The organism is Aeromonas sp. MR16, from assembly GCF_022549315.1.
Lineage (GTDB): Bacteria > Pseudomonadota > Gammaproteobacteria > Enterobacterales > Aeromonadaceae > Aeromonas > Aeromonas aquatica.
In genome coordinates, this window is sequence record NZ_JAKZFK010000017.1 from 82,734 (window position 1) to 100,404 (window position 17,671).

Annotated in this window: 14 protein-coding genes; 10 read left to right on the forward strand and 4 right to left on the reverse strand. The window is 59.7% G+C overall.

All coding sequences use genetic code 11. The features are described 5' to 3' along the window. Window positions 1-104: 104 nt before the first annotated feature. On the forward strand, window positions 105-1,121 hold the full coding sequence (locus tag MM194_RS13705) for an adenosine deaminase (RefSeq protein ID WP_033130893.1): 1,017 nt from the start codon (window positions 105-107) through the stop codon (window positions 1,119-1,121). 152 nt (window positions 1,122-1,273) lie between these two features. On the opposite strand, the gene MM194_RS13710 is transcribed toward MM194_RS13705, so the two are convergent. From MM194_RS13710 to MM194_RS13725, 4 genes are all read right to left on the reverse strand, one after another. Next, window positions 1,274-2,395 (reverse strand): alkene reductase, encoded by a 1,122-nt coding sequence (locus MM194_RS13710; protein ID WP_241343850.1) that lies wholly within the window; start codon window positions 2,393-2,395, stop codon window positions 1,274-1,276. 242 nt (window positions 2,396-2,637) lie between these two features. Beyond that, a complete protein-coding gene (locus MM194_RS13715) occupies window positions 2,638-4,179 on the reverse strand; it encodes a TerC family protein (protein WP_241343851.1) in 1,542 nt (513 codons plus the stop codon). 739 nt (window positions 4,180-4,918) lie between these two features. Beyond that, window positions 4,919-5,434 carry a hypothetical protein gene (locus tag MM194_RS13720; protein ID WP_241343852.1) on the reverse strand — a complete coding sequence of 172 codons (516 nt, stop codon included), beginning with the start codon at window positions 5,432-5,434 and terminating at the stop codon, window positions 4,919-4,921. A 421-nt stretch (window positions 5,435-5,855) separates the two neighbouring features. Further along, complete coding sequence (locus MM194_RS13725) at window positions 5,856-6,782, reverse strand: cation diffusion facilitator family transporter (protein WP_033130854.1); 927 nt, start codon at window positions 6,780-6,782, stop codon at window positions 5,856-5,858. 166 nt (window positions 6,783-6,948) lie between these two features. On the opposite strand from MM194_RS13725, the gene MM194_RS13730 reads away from it, so the two are divergent. The 9 genes from MM194_RS13730 (at window position 6,949) to MM194_RS13770 (ending at window position 17,283) form a co-directional block, all read left to right on the forward strand. Continuing rightward, window positions 6,949-10,020 (forward strand): FAD-binding and (Fe-S)-binding domain-containing protein, encoded by a 3,072-nt coding sequence (locus MM194_RS13730; RefSeq protein WP_241343853.1) that lies wholly within the window; start codon window positions 6,949-6,951, stop codon window positions 10,018-10,020. Then, window positions 10,020-10,508, forward strand: a complete 489-nt coding sequence (locus tag MM194_RS13735) for a hypothetical protein (protein WP_241343854.1) — start codon at window positions 10,020-10,022, stop codon at window positions 10,506-10,508. The genes MM194_RS13730 and MM194_RS13735 overlap by 1 nt, the downstream gene beginning before the upstream one ends. 154 nt (window positions 10,509-10,662) lie before the next feature. Continuing rightward, window positions 10,663-11,124 (forward strand): hotdog fold thioesterase, encoded by a 462-nt coding sequence (locus tag MM194_RS13740; RefSeq protein WP_241343855.1) that lies wholly within the window; start codon window positions 10,663-10,665, stop codon window positions 11,122-11,124. Window positions 11,125-11,309: 185 nt separating this feature from the next. Beyond that, the gene (locus MM194_RS13745) at window positions 11,310-13,208 is read left to right on the forward strand and encodes a DEAD/DEAH box helicase (protein ID WP_033130850.1); all 1,899 of its coding nucleotides are present in this window, start codon (window positions 11,310-11,312) and stop codon (window positions 13,206-13,208) included. Window positions 13,209-13,417: 209 nt separating this feature from the next. Further along, window positions 13,418-14,647 carry an integrase arm-type DNA-binding domain-containing protein gene (locus tag MM194_RS13750; RefSeq protein WP_241343856.1) on the forward strand — a complete coding sequence of 410 codons (1,230 nt, stop codon included), beginning with the start codon at window positions 13,418-13,420 and terminating at the stop codon, window positions 14,645-14,647. A gap of 29 nt (window positions 14,648-14,676) precedes the next feature. Next, window positions 14,677-15,159, forward strand: coding sequence for a hypothetical protein (locus tag MM194_RS13755; RefSeq protein WP_241343857.1), 483 nt, complete (start codon window positions 14,677-14,679; stop codon window positions 15,157-15,159). Window positions 15,160-15,612: 453 nt separating this feature from the next. Next, window positions 15,613-15,822: an AlpA family transcriptional regulator gene (locus tag MM194_RS13760; RefSeq protein WP_241343858.1), complete on the forward strand. Its 210-nt coding sequence runs from the start codon at window positions 15,613-15,615 to the stop codon at window positions 15,820-15,822. Between the two features lie 79 nt (window positions 15,823-15,901). Then, on the forward strand, window positions 15,902-16,300 hold the full coding sequence (locus MM194_RS13765) for a hypothetical protein (protein ID WP_241343859.1): 399 nt from the start codon (window positions 15,902-15,904) through the stop codon (window positions 16,298-16,300). A 341-nt stretch (window positions 16,301-16,641) separates the two neighbouring features. After that, a complete protein-coding gene (locus MM194_RS13770) occupies window positions 16,642-17,283 on the forward strand; it encodes an inovirus-type Gp2 protein (protein ID WP_241343860.1) in 642 nt (213 codons plus the stop codon). Window positions 17,284-17,671: the final 388 nt, after the last annotated feature.

Consider the following 17,671-nt stretch of genomic DNA (forward strand, 5'->3'; position numbering starts at 1 on the left):
AGTCTCCCCCGGCGCACGGGATGGGTGCACAATGGTGATGGAGGGGCGTGCAGCCGGTGTCCAAGCCGCCTGAGCGCCCGGAGTCTGACAAGGAGGCCGCCACCATGGATAACTTTATTGCCGGCTTGCCCAAGCTGGAGTTGCACCTGCATATCGAGGGCACCCTGGAGCCCGAGCTGATGTTTGCGTTGGCCGCCCGCAACGGCGTGACCCTGCCCTGGCCCGATGTCGAGCGCGTGCGGGCCGCCTACGAGTTCGACTGCCTGCAATCCTTTCTCGATCTCTACTACCTGGGTGCCAGCGTGCTTCGTACCGAGCAGGATTTCTTCGATCTCACCTTCGCCTATCTGAAGCGCTGCGCCGCCGAGCGGGTGGTACACGTGGAGATCTTCTTCGATCCCCAGGCTCATACCGCCCGTGGTGTGCCCTTCGCCACCGTCCTCGGCGGCATAGAGCGGGCGCTGCAGGAAGGCGAAGAGACCTTCGGCATCAGCTGGCGGCTGATCATGAGCTTCCTGCGCCACTTGAGCGAGGAAGAGGCCTTCGCCACTCTGGCCGAGGCCGAACCCCATCTCGCGCGCATTCACGGGGTCGGGCTCGATTCGGGGGAGCTGGGCAACCCGCCGACCAAGTTTGCCGGGGTCTTTGCCGAGATCAGGGCGCTGGGGTTGCCGGTGGTGGCCCATGCCGGGGAGGAGGGGCCGGCGTCTTACATCTGGCAGGCCATCAACGAGCTGCAGGTGAGGCGCATCGATCACGGGGTGCGCTGCGTCGATGACCCTGCGCTGCTGCGCTACCTCGCCGACACCCGGCTGCCGCTCACCGTCTGCCCGCTCTCCAACACCCGACTCAAGGTGTTCGAGGACATGAGGCAGCACAATGTGCTAACCCTGTTGGAGCGGGGGCTATGTATCACCATCAATTCAGATGATCCTGCTTATTTCGGCGGCTACCTGGGGGCCAATTTCCAGGCGCTGGCCCGGGATCTCGGCGCCAGCCGGGCGCAGCTCTGCCGGCTCAGCCTCAACGCGGTGGAAGCGAGCTGGCTCGGCTTCGCGGACAAGGCGCGGCTGACCCACGACATTCATGCCCACGGGGCCAGTCACGGTGTCTCTATCTAGGAAACGGACGTCAGTGACTGCCTTCGGCAGGAGAGGGATGGGGTTTCGCTTGCTGAGCGGCGCGCAGTGCCTGCGTCTATCAGGCCCCCTGAAAAAACAGCGCACCCGCGATGGCGGGTGCGCTGTTTTTGTGACTGGCACGGGGGGCCGGATCAGGCTGGCTGGGACTCTGTCTCGGCTTGATAGGTCGGGTAATCGGTGAGCCCCTGCTCGGCGCCGCCAAACAGGGTGGCCGGATCGTGTTGGGCCCAGGGGTAGCCGTGGCGCAGCCGGTTTGGCAGGTCCGGGTTCGCCACGAAGGGGCGACCGAAGCCAATCATGTCGGCCCAGCCCGCCTTGAGGGCGGCACGCGCCCGCTCGCCATCATATTTGCCCGCGTAGATGAGGGTGTTGGGGAAGGCCGCCCGCAGCCCCTGCTTGAAGTTCTCCGGCATCAGGGGGGCATCGTCCCAATCCGCCTCGGCGATGTGCAGATAGGTGACGTTGAGCTCCCCCAGCAGGCGAGCGGCAGCCAGATAGGTCAGCTCCGGATTCGCATCCACTGTGCCGTTGAGGGTGGTGAGCGGGGCCAGACGCACGCCCACGCGGTCTGCCCCTATCTCGGCACTGACCGCTTGTGTCACCTCTTTCAGGAAGCGCAGCCGGTTCTCAAGAGAGCCGCCGTAGTTGTCGGTGCGAGCATTGGACTCGGAGTCCAGGAACTGGTTGATGAGGTAGCCGTTGGCGGCGTGCAGCTCGATGCCGTCAAAACCGGCGTCCATGGCATTGCGGGCCGCCTGGCGGAACTGGCCGACCACCGCATCGATGTCGTCCTGAGTCATGGCGCACGGGGTGGCGGTTTCCACGAAGCCGGGGGCGTCGCTGCCGTTATCGACGAACACCCGGACCCCGGCGGCCGGGATGGCGGAGGCCGAGATGGGCTGGGCGCCGCCGATGTTGTCCGGGTGGGTGACCCGGCCCACGTGCCAGAGCTGGGCGAAGAGGGTGCCGCCCTTGGCGTGCACCGCGTCTGTCACCAGCTGCCAGCCTGCTACCTGTTCGGCGCTATGGATGCCCGGGGTCCAGGCATAACCCTTGCCCAGGGGATCGATCTGGGTGCCCTCAGAGACGATGAGGCCGGCCTCGGCGCGCTGGGCGTAGTAGGTCGCCATCATGGCGTTGGCCACGTCACCCGGCTGACTGGCGCGGGAGCGGGTCATGGGGGGCATGACGATACGGTTGTTCAGGTGCAATTGACCGAGGCGCAGGGGGCAGAACAGGTTGTCGTGGCTCATCTTGAATTCCTCATTTGGGATTGGGGCCACTCTACGTCCGGATGTCATTGTGAAAAAGAGGGGCAATCGCAGAAGAGAATTGCCAGTCGTGCAGCAATAGCGCTGGAGCAAGCAAAGAGGCCACCGGATTGCGGTGCACTGATGACGCTCATCTGGATGGGGCAGAGCGGAGATGAAAAAAGAGAGGGAGGCGCTATGCCTCCCTCTCTTCGTTATCAGCTGCATCTGCTCTCGTCAGAGAGTCAGAGGCTCTGCGGGGTGACGCGCACCCGCTCGATGCGCCGCTCGCTCACCGCCAGCACCTCGAAGCAGAACTGGCCGAGCCGCAGCTGCTGGCCCGTACTGGGCAGGCTGCCGAAGTGGGAGAGCAGCATGCCGGCGAGGGTCACGTACTCGTCGCTGTCGCTCACCAGGCCGTCGCAGCCCAGCGCCTGCTCCACCTGGTGGATGTTGGTGCTGCCGTTGATGAGCCAGCCCTCTCCCTCGGCCACCACGTCCGGGGTTTCGTCCTCATCCGGCAGTTCGCCGACGATGGCCTCCAGCAGATCGTGAGTGGTGACCAGCCCCTGGATGATGCCGAACTCGTCGGTTACCAGGATGAGGCTGCCCCTGGCCTGACGCAGCTCCGCCAGCAGCCGGATCACGTTGATGGACTGCGGCACTATGACGGGATCGTTCTGGCGCGCGAGTTCGCTCAAGGATTGGCCCTCGTTCAGCGCAAACAGCAGATCCCGTGCCTTGACCACCCCGATGAGATCGTCCAGCCCGCCGTCGCAGACCGGGAACAGGCTGTGAGGGACTCGCTGCAGCAGGGCACGGATCTCGTCGGCACTGTCGTTCACGTCGATCCAGGCCATCTCGGCGCGGGGGGTCATGATGGTGCGGATGGAGCGCTCGGCCAGCGACAACACTCCGGTCACCATGTAGCGCTCCTCCTTCCCGAAGCTGAGGGGCAGGGGTCTGTCCTGCTCCTCTGCTTCATCCTCTTGCGGGTGGGCGCCGTGCTTGCTGCCCCCCATCAGTTTGAAGATGGCGGCGGTGGTGCGTTCACGCAGGGGCTGCCTGGACTCATGGCGTTGGGCACTGCGCTGGGCCAGCTGGTTGAAGAACTCGATCAGCACCGAGAAGCCAATGGCGGCGTAGAGATAACCCTTGGGAATGTGGAAGCCAAAACCTTCCGCCACCAGGCTGAAGCCGATCATCAGCAGGAAGCTCAGGCAGAGCACCACCACGGTGGGATGGGCGTTGACGAAGCGGGTCAGCGGCTTGGAGGCCAGCACCATCACCACCATGGCGATGGTCACGGCGGCCATCATGACGCCGAGGTGATCCACCATGCCGACGGCGGTGATGATGGAGTCCAGGGAGAAGACCGCATCCAGCACCAGGATCTGGGCGATCACCACCCCGAAACCGGCGTAGACGCCGACCTGGCCATGCTCTTCGGGATTGGCTTCGAGCCGCTCGTGCAGCTCAGTGGTGGCCTTGAACAGCAGGAACAGGCCGCCCCCCATCAGGATGAGATCCCGACCGGAGAAGGAGAGTTCACCCCATTGCAGGATGGGCTGGGTCAGGGTCACCAGCCAGGACATCACGCTCAGCAGCCCCAGGCGCATCAGCAGTGCCAGCGACAGGCCTATGATGCGGGCCCTGTCCCGTTGGGCGGGGGGCAATTTTTTCACCAGGATGGCGATGAACACCAGGTTGTCGATCCCGAGCACTATCTCCAGGATGATCAGGGTAAAGAGACCGACCCAGATAGAAGGGTCCAGCAAGAATTCCATGTCATAAACCTCAATAAAAACAGACGCAGTGGATGTCAGTCACGGCAAGGGCCGTGGCAATGCAAAACACAGAGGCGGTTCAGAGGCGCTGATTGAGCAGGTAAAGATAAGCTTTGATGGGAAAAATCGAAGGGCAACTTCGGGGATTGTCCATGATGGGCAATAAAACCTCGGGTGAAAAATGAGCCCTGATGATAACGGCTGTCGCTGATTTGGCAAGAGGGGTGATGAGGATCTAAGGTCGCGATCGGTGCTGGTTGGCCATCTCATCTCGCGGCCGCGCTCATCGGTGCCGTCCGTGGGGGGGGCAGGTGCCTGTGCCGGGCAGCGGCAAACGGTACTCTTTATATTCAGGTTGTAACCCGGAGCTGAAAACTGTGCCAACGATCTGGCGGCATCTTGCCATAGCCATAAAACCTATGCATGGGAGTCACCATTATCGACAGGCAGGATCTCGGATCATATTGGTGATTATCTGGCCAGACTAAAAATTGTAACTAAATATGTCTCATCATTCCTGGAGGGAATATTTAAATGCCATGGCAAATGGCTTAAACAGGCGTCTGTTAACATCGAGTAAATATAGAGTCTTTATTCTTTCTTTAACGCCGCATTTACTAATGTGACGATAGTCAGTCGCAAAATAAGACCCGATAAATAAAGCAAGGAGGCCATGCCTCCTCGTTTGGAATCACACATCGTTTATGGCGAGTCGCGCAGGACGCGGCACCCATGCAGATCAGTTGCCGGTGTAGGCGGCGCCCTGAACCCGGCCTTTCTTGTCACTCAGGCAAGACCAGGGAGCATCGGCACCCGGCACCTGAATGGTGACACCGACCCCGGCTTCGGAGTCCATCACATCGGTCACCTTGAGCTGGCTCTGGGCCACCTTGGTCTTGTCAGAGACCGCCTTCAGGCAGGCCTTCTCGGCAGGGCTGGCCTTGCTGGCAGGGGTGCTCTTGGCCACGGTGCCCGAGACAGGTTGGCAGATGCCAGAGGCTTTCTTGCGGGTGTAGGAGACATCGTATTGGCTCCCAGTCTTGCTGATGGAGAGGGTCACGCCCGCGCCCTTGGCCTCATAGAAGTCATCGCTGTACTTCTTGAGCTTGGCTGCCTGGCCGTTGATATAGACGGAGCCGCCTTCATCGCTGTGCATCTGGATCTGGCCCGGACACTGATAGTTCAATTGAGGAAGCGCGGCATGGGCCGTGCCCGCCATGGTCAGGGTTATGACTGTCATCAGTATTTTCTTCATGGACATTACCTTAACTGTAAAATGATACGTTATTTATTATTTTATTTTTCCGACGGGTAACAATTCCATTGTCGAGCGGCGATAGCCTTTCATCCGTGCCGGAAATAAATAACCGCGACACTTAATTTTAGCAACGAATTTTTTGTTATTTATTTTTGGTGCTGATAATGCTTCTTGATTCCTTATCCGCGGGGCACGTATTTCTGCCGGGAGATATCCCTATTCAGATCATATTGAGCCATGAGGGGAAAGCACAAAAAGTGGAGAGAACGATGGCGGCTGGGCAGTGGAAGGCTTGGGCGATGGGCAACTTGGCCTGGGTGGGGGAGGCGTGGCGCCGCGCCATGGCATCGCCGGGACCGATACGCCACATAGACACGCGGGGCCGGGCCCCGCGTGGCATGGATTGGCGAAACGCGGGTCAGAGCCAGCGTTTCTCGCGGGTGAAGCAGACCGAGAGCCAGGCATCACCCAGGGTGTCGCCGAGGCGGGACCAGAGCTCCTGGCGCAGGGCGTCCTGGCGCTCGACGGGCCACTCCTGATCCGGGGCGACCAGGATGTTGAGTTCGAGATCGAAACGGCGCCCGCTCTTGGCCAGATGGCTGTAGCACTCGATGCCATGGCGCTGGCGCAGGGCCTCTATTTCGTGCTCGACCCGCTGGGGCACATCCCCCTTGGGCGCCACTTTGAGCACCTCCCGCAGGTTGCGGCTCAGCACCTTGATGGGGATCAGGGTGGCGCACAGCGCGAGCAGGGTGACCAGCACGGGGTCTATGTAGCGGTTGTAGTGGCCGTAACCGATGGCCTCGAGGCCGATGGCGACCACGAAGCCGATGAGCAGGGTGGCGCTGAGCAGGGTGTCGACCAGCCACTCCTTGGAGTCGACCCGCACCAGTTCAGAGTCGAGCCGCTCGGCGACGCCGGCCTCGATCCGGTAGATGATGGCGCAGAAGAAGGTGCAGACGGCGGCGTAGATGAGGGCGTGGCCGAGATCGATCTCCCGTCCGCCCTCCAGCAAGGAGGTGATGCCGCTATAGAAGGCGCCGAGGCAGAGCAGCAGGATGACGGTGCCGTTGATGACGTTGGTGATGGGTTCGAAGTGGGCGTAGCCGTACTGGAAGCGATCGTCGGAGGGGCGGGTCACCAGGTAGGCGGTGATTAACCCTAAACCCGTCATGCCCATGCTGAACAGGGTGAAGATGCCATCGAGCATGATGGCGTTGGAACCGACGAACAGGCCGTAGCCGATCCCGAAGATGGCGAAGCTGATGCAGCCGAACAGTGACAGGGTCAGAGCCTGTTTCTCGGTGCTGACAAACGTACTGATAACATGGCTGTGGTGAGCCATAAAAGTCCTCCTTTCAAATGGTGAAGATTGCAGAGCGCAAGCGGTTTTCTAGCTGATATACTGCCCGCTCAGTGAGCGGATCGGCCAAGGCAGCCCGATAGAGGCGGGCCTGGCGGTCGTTGTCGCCGGAGTTCCGGCATCAAGCAAAGGATGGGAACAAGGATTCATGATCCCGAGACTCGATTACCAGGACAGTTTGTCACCCACAACCCTGCAGTTTCTTGAGTTGCTAGGACGCAGCGCATTTCGTGGTGATATCGAAAAGTCTTATGCAAGCCGGTTGGCGATGGCGACGGATAACAGCGTCTATCAGGTCGTACCTCAGGCGGTTCTCTATCCGCGCAGCGCGGATGACATTGTGGTCATGCTCAGGTTGGCTCAGGAGAGCGCCTATGCCGCCTTGAGTTTTTTCCCTCGCGGCGGCGGCACCGGCACCAATGGCCAGTCCCTGGGCGGCGGCATTATCGTCGATCTCTCGCGCCATATGAACCAGATCCTGGAAATTAATCTGGAGGAGGGCTGGGTACGGGCCCAGGCCGGGGTGATCAAGGATCAGCTCAACGCCTATTTGAAACCCCACGGCTACTTCTTCTCGCCGGATCTCTCCACCTCCAACCGCGCCACTTTAGGGGGCATGGTCAACACCGATGCCTCGGGGCAGGGGTCCCTGGTGTACGGCAAGACCTCGGATCACGTGCTGGGCCTGAAAGCCGTGCTGGAAAACGGCGATCTCATGAGCACGGAGCCTGTCACCGGCTCGCGTCTGGCCGACAAGCTGGCCCTCGAGAATCGGGAAGGGGAGATCTACCGCACCCTGTACCGCATCGGTAAGGAGCGCCGCGCCGACATAGAAGCGATCTTCCCCAAGCTCAACCGCTTCCTGACCGGTTACGATCTCAAGCATCTCTATCAGCCCGACAGCGACACCCTCGATGTGAGTCGGGTGTTGTGCGGCTCTGAAGGCTCCCTCGGTTTCATCACCGAGGCCAGACTCAATATCACGGCCATTCCGCGCTATCGCACCCTGGTCAACGTCAAGTACGACAGCTTCCCCTCGGCCCTCAGGAATGCCCCCTTCATGGTGCAGGCCCACGCCCTGTCGGTGGAGACGGTGGACTCCCGGGTGCTGGGGCTGGCCCGCGCCGACATCATCTGGCACTCGGTCAAGGCGTTCATTGAGGACGTGCCCGGCAAGGATCTGCAGGGGCTCAACATCGTCGAGTTTGCCGACACCGACGAGGGCGAGCACCGGACCAAGGTGGCCGAGCTGTGCCGGCGCATCGATGGGCTGTTGGCGCGCGGCGAGGCCGGCATCATCGGCTATCAGGTGTGCAGCCACCTGCCGAGCATCGAGACCATCTACGGCATGCGCAAGAAATCGGTGGGGCTGCTCGGCAACGCCGAGGGGCGCAAGAAGCCGGTGGCCTTCACCGAAGACACCGCAGTACCGCCGGAATCCCTCGCCGACTTCATCATGGAGTTTCGCGCCCTGCTCGACGGCCATGGCCTCGACTACGGCATGTTCGGCCACGTCGATGCCGGCGTGCTGCACGTGCGGCCCGCGCTGGATTTGTGCGACCCCGAGCAGGAGGTGCTGCTGCGCCGCATCTCGGATCAGGTGGTGGCGCTCACCGCCAAATATGGTGGCCTGATGTGGGGCGAGCACGGCAAGGGTTTCCGCTCCGAGTACAGCCCCGCCTTCTTCGGCGAGCTGTGGGAGGAGTTGCAGCGGGTGAAGGGGGCCTTCGACCCCGACAACCGCATCAACCCCGGCAAAATTTGTATACCTTATGGCAGTGGCGCCGAGCTGGTGTCGGTAGACGGCCCCAAGCGCGGCAAGTTCGACCGCCAGATCCCGATTGCGGTGCGGACAAGCTACACCCGCGCCATGGACTGCAACGGCAACGGCCTCTGTTTCACCTTCGAGACCGACTCCCCCATGTGCCCCTCGGTCAAGATCAGCAAGGACAGGCGCCACTCGCCGAAAGGCCGGGCGGGCCTGATGCGCGAATGGCTGCGCCAGCTGGCGGAGCAGGGCTTCGATCCTCTCGCTGAGGAGGTGGCGCTGCAAAGCGGCGGACTGCGCATCAAGGCCATCGTCGACAAGTTCCGCAATACGGTGGCCCGCGCCCGTGGCCAGTATGACTTCTCCCACGAGGTGATGGAGGCGATGGAGGGGTGTCTCGCGTGCAAGGCGTGCACCAGCCAGTGTCCCATCAAGGTGGATGTGCCCAATTTCCGCGCCCGCTTCATGCAGCTCTATCACGGCCGCTATCTGCGTGGCCCCAAGGATTACTTCGTCGGCACCGTCGAGAGTTATGCGCCGCTGCTGGCCAAGGCGCCGAAGCTGGTCAACTTCTTCCTGGAAAAAGAGTGGGCCCAGAAGGCGACCGAGAAGAGCATCGGCATGGTGGATGTGCCGCTGCTCTCGGTGCCGACCCTGGCGGACTCTCTTCGCGATCACCGCGCCCGTTACTTCGACCTGCCGGGGCTAGAGGCCATGAGCGCCGAGCAGCGTCAAAAAGTGGTTCTTATCGTGCAGGACCCCTTCACCAGTTATTACGATGCCCCCGTGGTGCGGGATCTGGTGAAACTTGCCAGCAAACTCGGGCTTCAGCCATATTTGCTGCCGTTCAAGCCCAACGGCAAGCCCCAGCACGTGAAGGGGTTCCTGCGCGCCTTCGCCCGCACCGCGGCCAACAGTGCCCAGTTCCTCAACAAGATAGCGGCCCTGGGCATTCCCATGGTGGGGGTCGATCCTTCCCTGGTGCTCTGCTATCGCGATGAATATGCCAAGGCCCTGGGCCCCGCCCGTGGCGACTTCCAGGTGCTGCTGCCGCAGGAGTGGCTGCTCTCTTTACCTGCAGACACCTTGCCCGCCCCTGAAGCCAAAGTGGTGGATGGCGAGCAGACCGAGCCCTGGTATTTGTTCGCCCACTGCACCGAGAAGACCGCCAAGCCCTCGACTCACGGTGACTGGAGCACGCTGTTCCAGCGCTTTGGCGCCCGGCTGCAGCCGGTATCGGTCGGTTGCTGCGGCATGGCCGGTACCTATGGCCACGACGCCAAGCAGGTGGACAACTCCAAGGGGATCTACTCCTTAAGCTGGGCCGAGCCGCTTTCCCGTCTGCCCAAGGAGCGTTGTCTGGCCACCGGCTATTCCTGCCGCAGCCAGGTGAAACGGATGGAGGGGGAGAAACTTAAGCACCCGTTGCAGGCCCTGCTGGAACTGCTCTGATGCTGACGTTGCCCAAGCGGTTTCGGGTGCCGCAAGCCTGTCGGCACCCGCGCTTTCTGTTGTTGCCGACCAGCCCGGAGCAGGCGGTGGTGGAGTTTGTGGCCATGCTGCGCGAGCGCGAGCAGTTGCATCGGCTGTTTCGCCGAGACGACGTTTGGCCCTCCGCCCACTTCAGCCTGAGTCAGCACGAGGCCGATCTGGAGTGGCAGCGCTCCGAGTTTCTGGCCAAGCGCTCCTTCGCCTATGGCCTGTGGAGCCCGGAGCGGGAGCCCCAGTTCTGGGGCGGGGTCTATCTCTACCCCTCGGTATTGCCGGAGGTGGAGGTGGAGCTGTTCTTCTGGAAGGTGGCCGAGGCACCGCTCAGCGATGGCGAGCTGGAGCGCGAGTTGCGCGCCTGGCTTGGCAAGACGTGGCGCTGGTCAGCCCCGCGCTTGCCGGGGCGGGAAATCCCCTGGGACGAGTGGCCTGGGGTCGCCTATCCCTGGTGACGCTGACCTGGCCCTGGTGAGGCCGATTGCTTCGTTCAATGCCCCTGTCGGGGCATTTCTTATCAAACCGTTTTGCGCTGACCCGGGCCATTTTGATATCGTTAATGGCAACCCATTGATCATACTCATTAATCACATAAGGAGTCTGACTGTCATGAGTCAAGAGACCGCCCCCATCTGGCGCAAACCCATGAGCCTAGACGGGCTCAATGCCAGCTCCCGCAATACCCTGATGGCCCATCTCGACATCCGTTACACGGACTTTGGCCCCGACTGGCTGGAGGCCAGCATGCCGGTGGATCACCGCACCCACCAGCCCCTTGGCATGTTGCACGGGGGAGCCTCGGTGGTGCTGGCGGAGACGCTAGGGTCACTGGCGGCCAATATGGCGGTCGGGGAAGACAGCTATTGCGTGGGACTGGAGGTCAATGCCAACCATCTGCGGGCCAAGCGGGAAGGGGTGGTGACGGGGCGTTGTTCCCCCTTGCATCTGGGGGCGACGACTCAGGTGTGGCAGATCGAGATCCGGGATGAACGGATGCGTTTGTTGTGCACCAGCCGGCTGACCATGGCCGTGCTCAAACACAAGCGGGACAAGGACTTTCGTGAGGAGTGATCCGCAATAACGCACCATGCGTGCAAAATAAGCAAGCCATAGTCGCGAGATCCCTCTATAATTGCCAACGTCTTGAGATGCTTATCACATTTTTCAAGACAGCAGAACAAAGTGGCGCTATAATCGCCGCCTTTTTGCTATTCCGCGGTGTTAGCCGCCTGCCTTAATCTGGAAGAATCGAATCTATGTCTGATACCGAACAACTGCCCCTTTTTAGTGAGCTTGGACTGGCCGCGCCTGTATTGAAAGCGCTGCAGGACGTGGGCTATGAGCGCCCGTCTCCCATCCAGGCCGCAGCAATCCCCCACCTGATGGCGGGACACGATCTGCTGGGGCAGGCGCAAACCGGTACAGGGAAGACCGCTGCTTTTGCCTTGCCTCTGTTGTCTCGTCTGGAAGCTGGTAACCGTAACACCCAGGTTTTGGTGCTGGCACCGACCCGTGAACTGGCGCTGCAGGTTGCTGAGGCGTGCCAACGTTACGCCAAGCACATGCCGGACTTCCATGTCCTGCCGATCTACGGTGGTTCCTCCTACGAAACCCAGACCCGCGCCCTGCGTCGTGGTGCTCAGGTTGTCGTGGGTACCCCGGGTCGTGTGATGGACTTGATCCGTCGCAAGAACCTGGATCTCTCCGGTCTGAAAGCCTTGGTGCTGGACGAAGCCGATGAAATGCTGCGCATGGGCTTCATCGACGACGTGGACTGGATCATGGATCAGTGCCCGGCCGGCCGTCAGGTTGCCCTGTTCTCCGCCACCATGCCGGACCAGATCCGTCGTGTTGCCCAGAAGCACCTGAAGCAGCCGAAAGAGATCAAGATCGTCTCCAAGACGTCCACTGCACCGACCATCCGTCAGCGTTACTGGCAGGTAACCGGTCTGCACAAGCTGGACGCCATGACCCGTCTGCTGGAAGTCGAGCCGTACGAAGCCGTACTGGTCTTCGTGCGCACCAAGAATGCCGCCGAAGAGTTGGCCGGCAAGCTGGCCGCCCGTGGCCACGCCTGTGAAGCCCTGCACGGTGACATCCCGCAGAAGCTGCGTGAGCGTACCGTTGACAAGCTGCGTCAAGGCCAGCTGGACATCCTGATCGCCACCGACGTCGTCGCCCGTGGTCTGGACGTCGAGCGCATCACTCACGTGGTGAACTACGACATTCCGTACGATACCGAATCCTATGTTCACCGTATCGGCCGTACCGGCCGTGCCGGTCGCAAGGGTGAGGCCATCCTGTTCGTGGCTCCTCGCGAGCGCCGCATGCTGCGCGCCATCGAGCACGCTACTCGTCAGGCCATCGAGCCGATGAAGATGCCGAGCACCGAGGACATCAACCAGCACCGCATGACCAAGTTCAAGGAGCGCATCCGGGAAACCATGATGGGCGAAGAGCTTGAGATCTACGTGAACCTGGTGAACGAGCTGATCGAAGAAGATTCTGCCGATCCGCTGGAGCTGGCTGCCGCCCTGGCCAAGCTGGTGCAAGGTGACCAACCGCTGCTGCTGGATGACTCCATCACTGAACCGGCAAGCGATCGTGCTGGCCGTGAGTTCGAGCGCCGTGACTTCGGTGATCGTGCTCCCCGTGATTTCGCCGACCGTGGTGATCGTCCTGCCCGTCGCATGCCGTCCCTGGAGCCGCGCCCGCTCAAAGACAATCCTGACGTAGAGATGGAGCGTTACCGCGTAGACGTGGGTGCCCATCACGGCGTCAAGCCGGGCCAGATCGTGGGCGCCATCGCCAACGAAGCGAACATCGAGAGCCGTTTCATCGGCAACATCGACATCGCCGATGACTTCTCCACCGTCGATCTGCCCAAGGGCATGACAGCCGATGTGCTGGAAGTGATCAAGAAGGCCCGTGTCTGCCAGCGTCCGCTGCAGATCACTCGCTACACCGAAGTACCGGCCGGCACCAACACTGCCCCCCGTCCTTCCAGTGATCGTCCTGCCTTCAACAAGGACCGTCCTTTCAACAAGGATCGCCGTCCTGCCGGTGACCGTCCGTTCAACAAGAGCGGGGAGCGCCGTGAAGGTGGCTTCAACAAGGATCGCAAGTTCGGTGGCAACAAGCGCCGCGACAGCTAAGTCCTGATTGCACTGATAAAAGGCCGCTCATCGAGCGGCCTTTTTTATGTCTACCCCATTCCACCTAAATCCATCAGTGTGTTGACAAACAAACAAATTTAGACTGAATATTGTCCAGTGCTGTCCACTCAAAATGACTGTCTTCCGGTGAATTGGTGGGGGGATGAATGGGGGGATATTATTTATCCCCCACTGGGTAGGAGAATGGCATGGGAAAACTCGAATCCAAGCAAGTGGAGAATCTGGTCGACGCCGGCACCTATGAAGATGGTGAAGGCTTACGGTTGGTGGTCAAAGCCAAAGGGACTAAGTCCTGGATATTTCGCTATCAGTTGGCAGGTCGGCGTCGTGAGATGGGATTGGGTAAATACCCGTCAGTATCCTTGAAACTGGCCCGTCTGCTTGCTGCTGACGCGCGAAAATTATTGAGCTTGGGGATCGACCCCTTGGCGGCCCGTGATGCTGAGCGCGCAGTACAGCTTGAGATGGAACGCCAAGCTGCAGCAAGACGGGTGAGTTTCCAACAATTGGCCATAGATTATCACTCTGCCCATAGTGCTTTGTGGTCGGAAAAGTGGCGTAAAGGCTGGCTGCGCAAGCTGGATCTGCATGTCTTTCCCCTCATTGGCCACCTATCTGCGGATGCCATCCAGACCGAGCATATCCTGAACGTTCTGCGCCCGATCTGGGCAATCAAGAACCGCACAGCTGACGAAATCCGCGGGCAAATTGAGCAGATCCTGGATGCAGCTAAAACTCGTGGATTTCGCGATGGAGACAACCCCGCTCGCTGGCGTGGCCACTTGTCCAATTTGCTGAGCAGGTCGGAGAAAAAGAAAGCACGGAAGTGCCAGCACTTCCCAGCCATGCACTGGTGTGACATTCCCAAGCTTATGGTTGAATTGTCATCACTTGCCTGCCGTGATGCTGCAGCGGCCCGTCTGTTGATCCTAACCGGCGCCCGCGCCAAAATGATCCGCTTCGCCCAGTGGTCGGAATTTAACTTGGAGACTGGGGTGTGGTCGCTGCCAGCCAGCCGCATGAAAATGCGCGATGCGTTTAAGATCCCGCTAGCTCACGAAGTGATTATCTTGCTGCAGGGTATGGAACGAATGGAAGGAAGTCCCTATCTGTTTCCAGGCCAGGGCAAGAGTGGGGTGATGCATGACAACGCCATCCGCACCTTATTGCACCGGTTGGGTTACTGCGATATTACCCGACACGGCTTTCGTTCCAGCTTCAGGGACTGGGCCAACGAGCTCACCGACTATCCACGCGAAATTTGCGAGTTGGCACTGGACCACGATGAGCGCGACGAGACTGAATCTGCCTATTCCCGTTCAGACCTGCTGGAGAAGCGCCGTCCGCTGATGGCGGATTGGGCACGGTACGCCACTACTGATCAGACCGATAACACCCTACAAATGGCATTCAAATGAAGACTGTTAGGCGTGGCAAAGAACCAACATTGCGTACATATCAAAGTGGGGATTGGCTCACCTTCAACGAAGCCGCCACCCTGCTGGCGCAACGCGACAAACGGTCAGGTGAAGACCTGCGTCAGGGGATAGACCGCTGGCGAAAACGAATCGAATACGCGGTGAACGCTAAAAAACTGATGAAGGTGGAGAAACGGTTCAAAATTGATGTGATGGCTGCCTGGGCACGGACGCTGAAAGTCAGTGGTGTAGACTGGTTAGTCAAGCTCGCCGATCTACCTCGGCCAATTTTGCGGGATAGTGTAGAGGAAATTGCTTCGGTCAACGATGAAGAGTGGGGTATTCGCCTCCCCGGCAGTCGTGAGGAATGCCACGAAGAGATCCGAAGACTTCTACGTGAGAATAAGGCCCTAAAGCAGGAGAACGAACAATTGCGCGAACCTGCCGCGAAGTATGTGAAACTTTGTATGAACCATCAAGAGGCCGCACGCAAGCGTAAGCGTCAAAACTAGCTACGGTTGCCCCCTCTGGCATTACCGCTTCCCAAGCATCCCCTCCCAGCTCATCAATACCTCAGCGCCGCTCTGACTACATAGCCAGGGCGCTCTGCGCATGACCAGCAGACCGACACTATTCATTCACCTGCTGAACCGTTGCCCGTCGATGTTGTCGGATCTAACCCTCGCTCAATGACAAGCGAGGTGAACGTCTTGGCTCATGATTTCCTGCGCCCCTACCAATGATCCCCCTCAATCGGGGTGGTCTGGGGGGGGGATTTAGCCGTTGGTAGTAGAGAAATGTCTGTGCCGTGTGCTGGATGCGTTACCACACGCTCAGGTCGGATTACGTCAGTAGAGAGATAAAGTGTGTAGAGAAATATGGCTTACTTTGTAAGTAATATTTCTCTACATATAATGGAAAAGCTAAGTCCACTCAGCCCTATCGGGCACCAAGGAGATTTAGCAATGTCTACTCGTTCCCCCACCCCCGAGCGCCGCATCATGCGGTTCCCGCAGGTCAAGACCGTCACTGGTTTCGGTCGCGCCTGGATTTACGAGCTGATGAAGCGTGGCGAGTTCCCCCAAGCTCGCAAGATCGGCATCCGTGCCATTGGTTGGGATTCTGAGGAGATCCACCAGTGGGTATCCCAGCGGTTGGATGAGGGGACCAACTAACATGCCCCCCTTCCAATACATGAAGCAGTGCAGCGAGGCTAACGACAGCCAGCGCTGCCTGTGCCAAGCACCCCACCCCTTGGACCACTGGCAAGCCAAACGCAAGGTCACCAAATACCATCACGCCTTGATGTGCCATGCCTTGCAGCAGCATCGCACCCGACTAGGCAAGGAGACTGCTGAACATCACTACATCAACGAGTCGAACATGGTTAACCGCTTGGTGTTGGGGATGGAGAGTAAGCAATGGCTTGCCGAGCAGGGGCTGGAGGGGGAGTTGCGCCGCCACCTGACGGTGGATCAGCTGGAGCAAATCGCTTATCTGGAGCATAACAATGCCATCTTCTTGGATGCTGGTATGCCCTTCACTGAGCGTAAGAAACAGCTGTCCACGTTGTTGGCACCCTGTACTGAGTTGGCACCCTGTACTGAGTTGGCGCGTGATGTGTGTTGGGGCTCGCCCGATGTGGATGCGTGAATCTGTCACCGTGGTGGGGCCAGCCTATGATGGTCTGGTTCCATCCTATCTGCACATCCGTTCCCCATTGCCCCCGTCCGACGTTGACCACCACACCCTGGCTAACCACCACAAGATGGCCTCCACAGAATCCATCTCAACGCCTCGCACGATTTGCGCTAATCCCGCCATGGTAATCCCGCCACAAAGAAGGGCAGATCTTCAGCAATGGGGCGGGTTGGCGGGGAATGTTAATCATAAAAAAATAGCGGTTTTTTATAATATCTATGAGGGGGTTAATGGGGTTTATGTCCCTAAAGAAGTAGTAGTACACGAAAGGTATCATTCTTGGGGGGCGGCACATGTCTGATGGCGATGTACTGCCGTCTGCAGTCGCTGCCAAGGTGACCGGCAGCCCCAAGCGCAAACAAGGTGAGCGCTATGACCACGTGACGCACCAGGGCGAATACCATTACGCAGGCACCAGCTACCCGATCAACTCGACCAAGTCGGGCTGCTATACCCAGATCTTGCGGCGAGCCATCGAGCAACTTACCACCATGGTCAGTATCTATCGGCGGGTACTGTTTATCCGGATTGATCTTCACCATCCTCAGTCAGCACCTACCAGCGAACACGTCAGTGCGTTCATTGAGGCTGCCCGCAAGTATGTTCTGCGCTGTTACCAAACAAAGCATATGGGGTTCCTGTGGGTGAGGGAGCAGGAGAAGGTCCCGCACCCGCATTACCACCTGGTCTTGATGCTGGATGGTGACAAGATCAGGCACCCGGGCAAGCTGCTTGAGGCGCTTGACAAGATCTGGGTACGCAGGGGGGGAACCACCTCGGTACCTACGAAACCATACCTCTTCATCGACCTACCTGCGTTGTTGGCTGAGGCCGTCTATCGCGCCAGTTACCTCGCCAAGGCAAGAGGCAAGGGATTTAGGCCGAACGGTACTCGTGATTTTGGCAGTTCACGCATCAAGTTGAGGGCTCCTTAGCCGTTCTTAGGAAGCTGTCACCCCTGTAGGGGCTGCGGTGGAATTCATCTCTTGCGATGATGATTGCGTCAGGCGCAATCCGATGGTTGGCGGTGGTGGAGGAGAAAGCTGGTCCGATGGTGTCCAATCCATTTTCTATTTTGGGCTAGTTGGATGTGGCCATCAGTACCGGGGTTGTTTTACGGTGGTTGAGTCAACCGTCCTGGTAAAGGGGAAGACTTGGCTGAGGTTTACGCCCCGGCTCACCGGCAAGGGACAGTATGTAGTGGTCAACTAAATCCGGACACTTGGTTAGGCCGATCCTCGGCTTTTGCTGGCGCGATCCCGTCATTGTGTTGATGGGGACGCCGCCAGTTGTAGTAATCCATCAGGTAGTAACTGATATCCC

What these genes read in the sequence shown, in the direction of transcription:
- MM194_RS13705 (WP_033130893.1), top strand. Translation starts at nt 105, where the DNA reads ATGGATAACTTTATTGCCGGCTTGCCCAAGCTGGAGTTGCACCTGCAT.
- MM194_RS13710 (WP_241343850.1), bottom strand. Translation starts at nt 2,395, where the DNA reads ATGAGCCACGACAACCTGTTCTGCCCCCTGCGCCTCGGTCAATTGCAC.
- MM194_RS13715 (WP_241343851.1), bottom strand. Translation starts at nt 4,179, where the DNA reads ATGGAATTCTTGCTGGACCCTTCTATCTGGGTCGGTCTCTTTACCCTG.
- MM194_RS13720 (WP_241343852.1), bottom strand. Translation starts at nt 5,434, where the DNA reads ATGAAGAAAATACTGATGACAGTCATAACCCTGACCATGGCGGGCACG.
- MM194_RS13725 (WP_033130854.1), bottom strand. Translation starts at nt 6,782, where the DNA reads ATGGCTCACCACAGCCATGTTATCAGTACGTTTGTCAGCACCGAGAAA.
- MM194_RS13730 (WP_241343853.1), top strand. Translation starts at nt 6,949, where the DNA reads ATGATCCCGAGACTCGATTACCAGGACAGTTTGTCACCCACAACCCTG.
- MM194_RS13735 (WP_241343854.1), top strand. Translation starts at nt 10,020, where the DNA reads ATGCTGACGTTGCCCAAGCGGTTTCGGGTGCCGCAAGCCTGTCGGCAC.
- MM194_RS13740 (WP_241343855.1), top strand. Translation starts at nt 10,663, where the DNA reads ATGAGTCAAGAGACCGCCCCCATCTGGCGCAAACCCATGAGCCTAGAC.
- MM194_RS13745 (WP_033130850.1), top strand. Translation starts at nt 11,310, where the DNA reads ATGTCTGATACCGAACAACTGCCCCTTTTTAGTGAGCTTGGACTGGCC.
- MM194_RS13750 (WP_241343856.1), top strand. Translation starts at nt 13,418, where the DNA reads ATGGGAAAACTCGAATCCAAGCAAGTGGAGAATCTGGTCGACGCCGGC.
- MM194_RS13760 (WP_241343858.1), top strand. Translation starts at nt 15,613, where the DNA reads ATGTCTACTCGTTCCCCCACCCCCGAGCGCCGCATCATGCGGTTCCCG.
- MM194_RS13770 (WP_241343860.1), top strand. Translation starts at nt 16,642, where the DNA reads ATGTCTGATGGCGATGTACTGCCGTCTGCAGTCGCTGCCAAGGTGACC.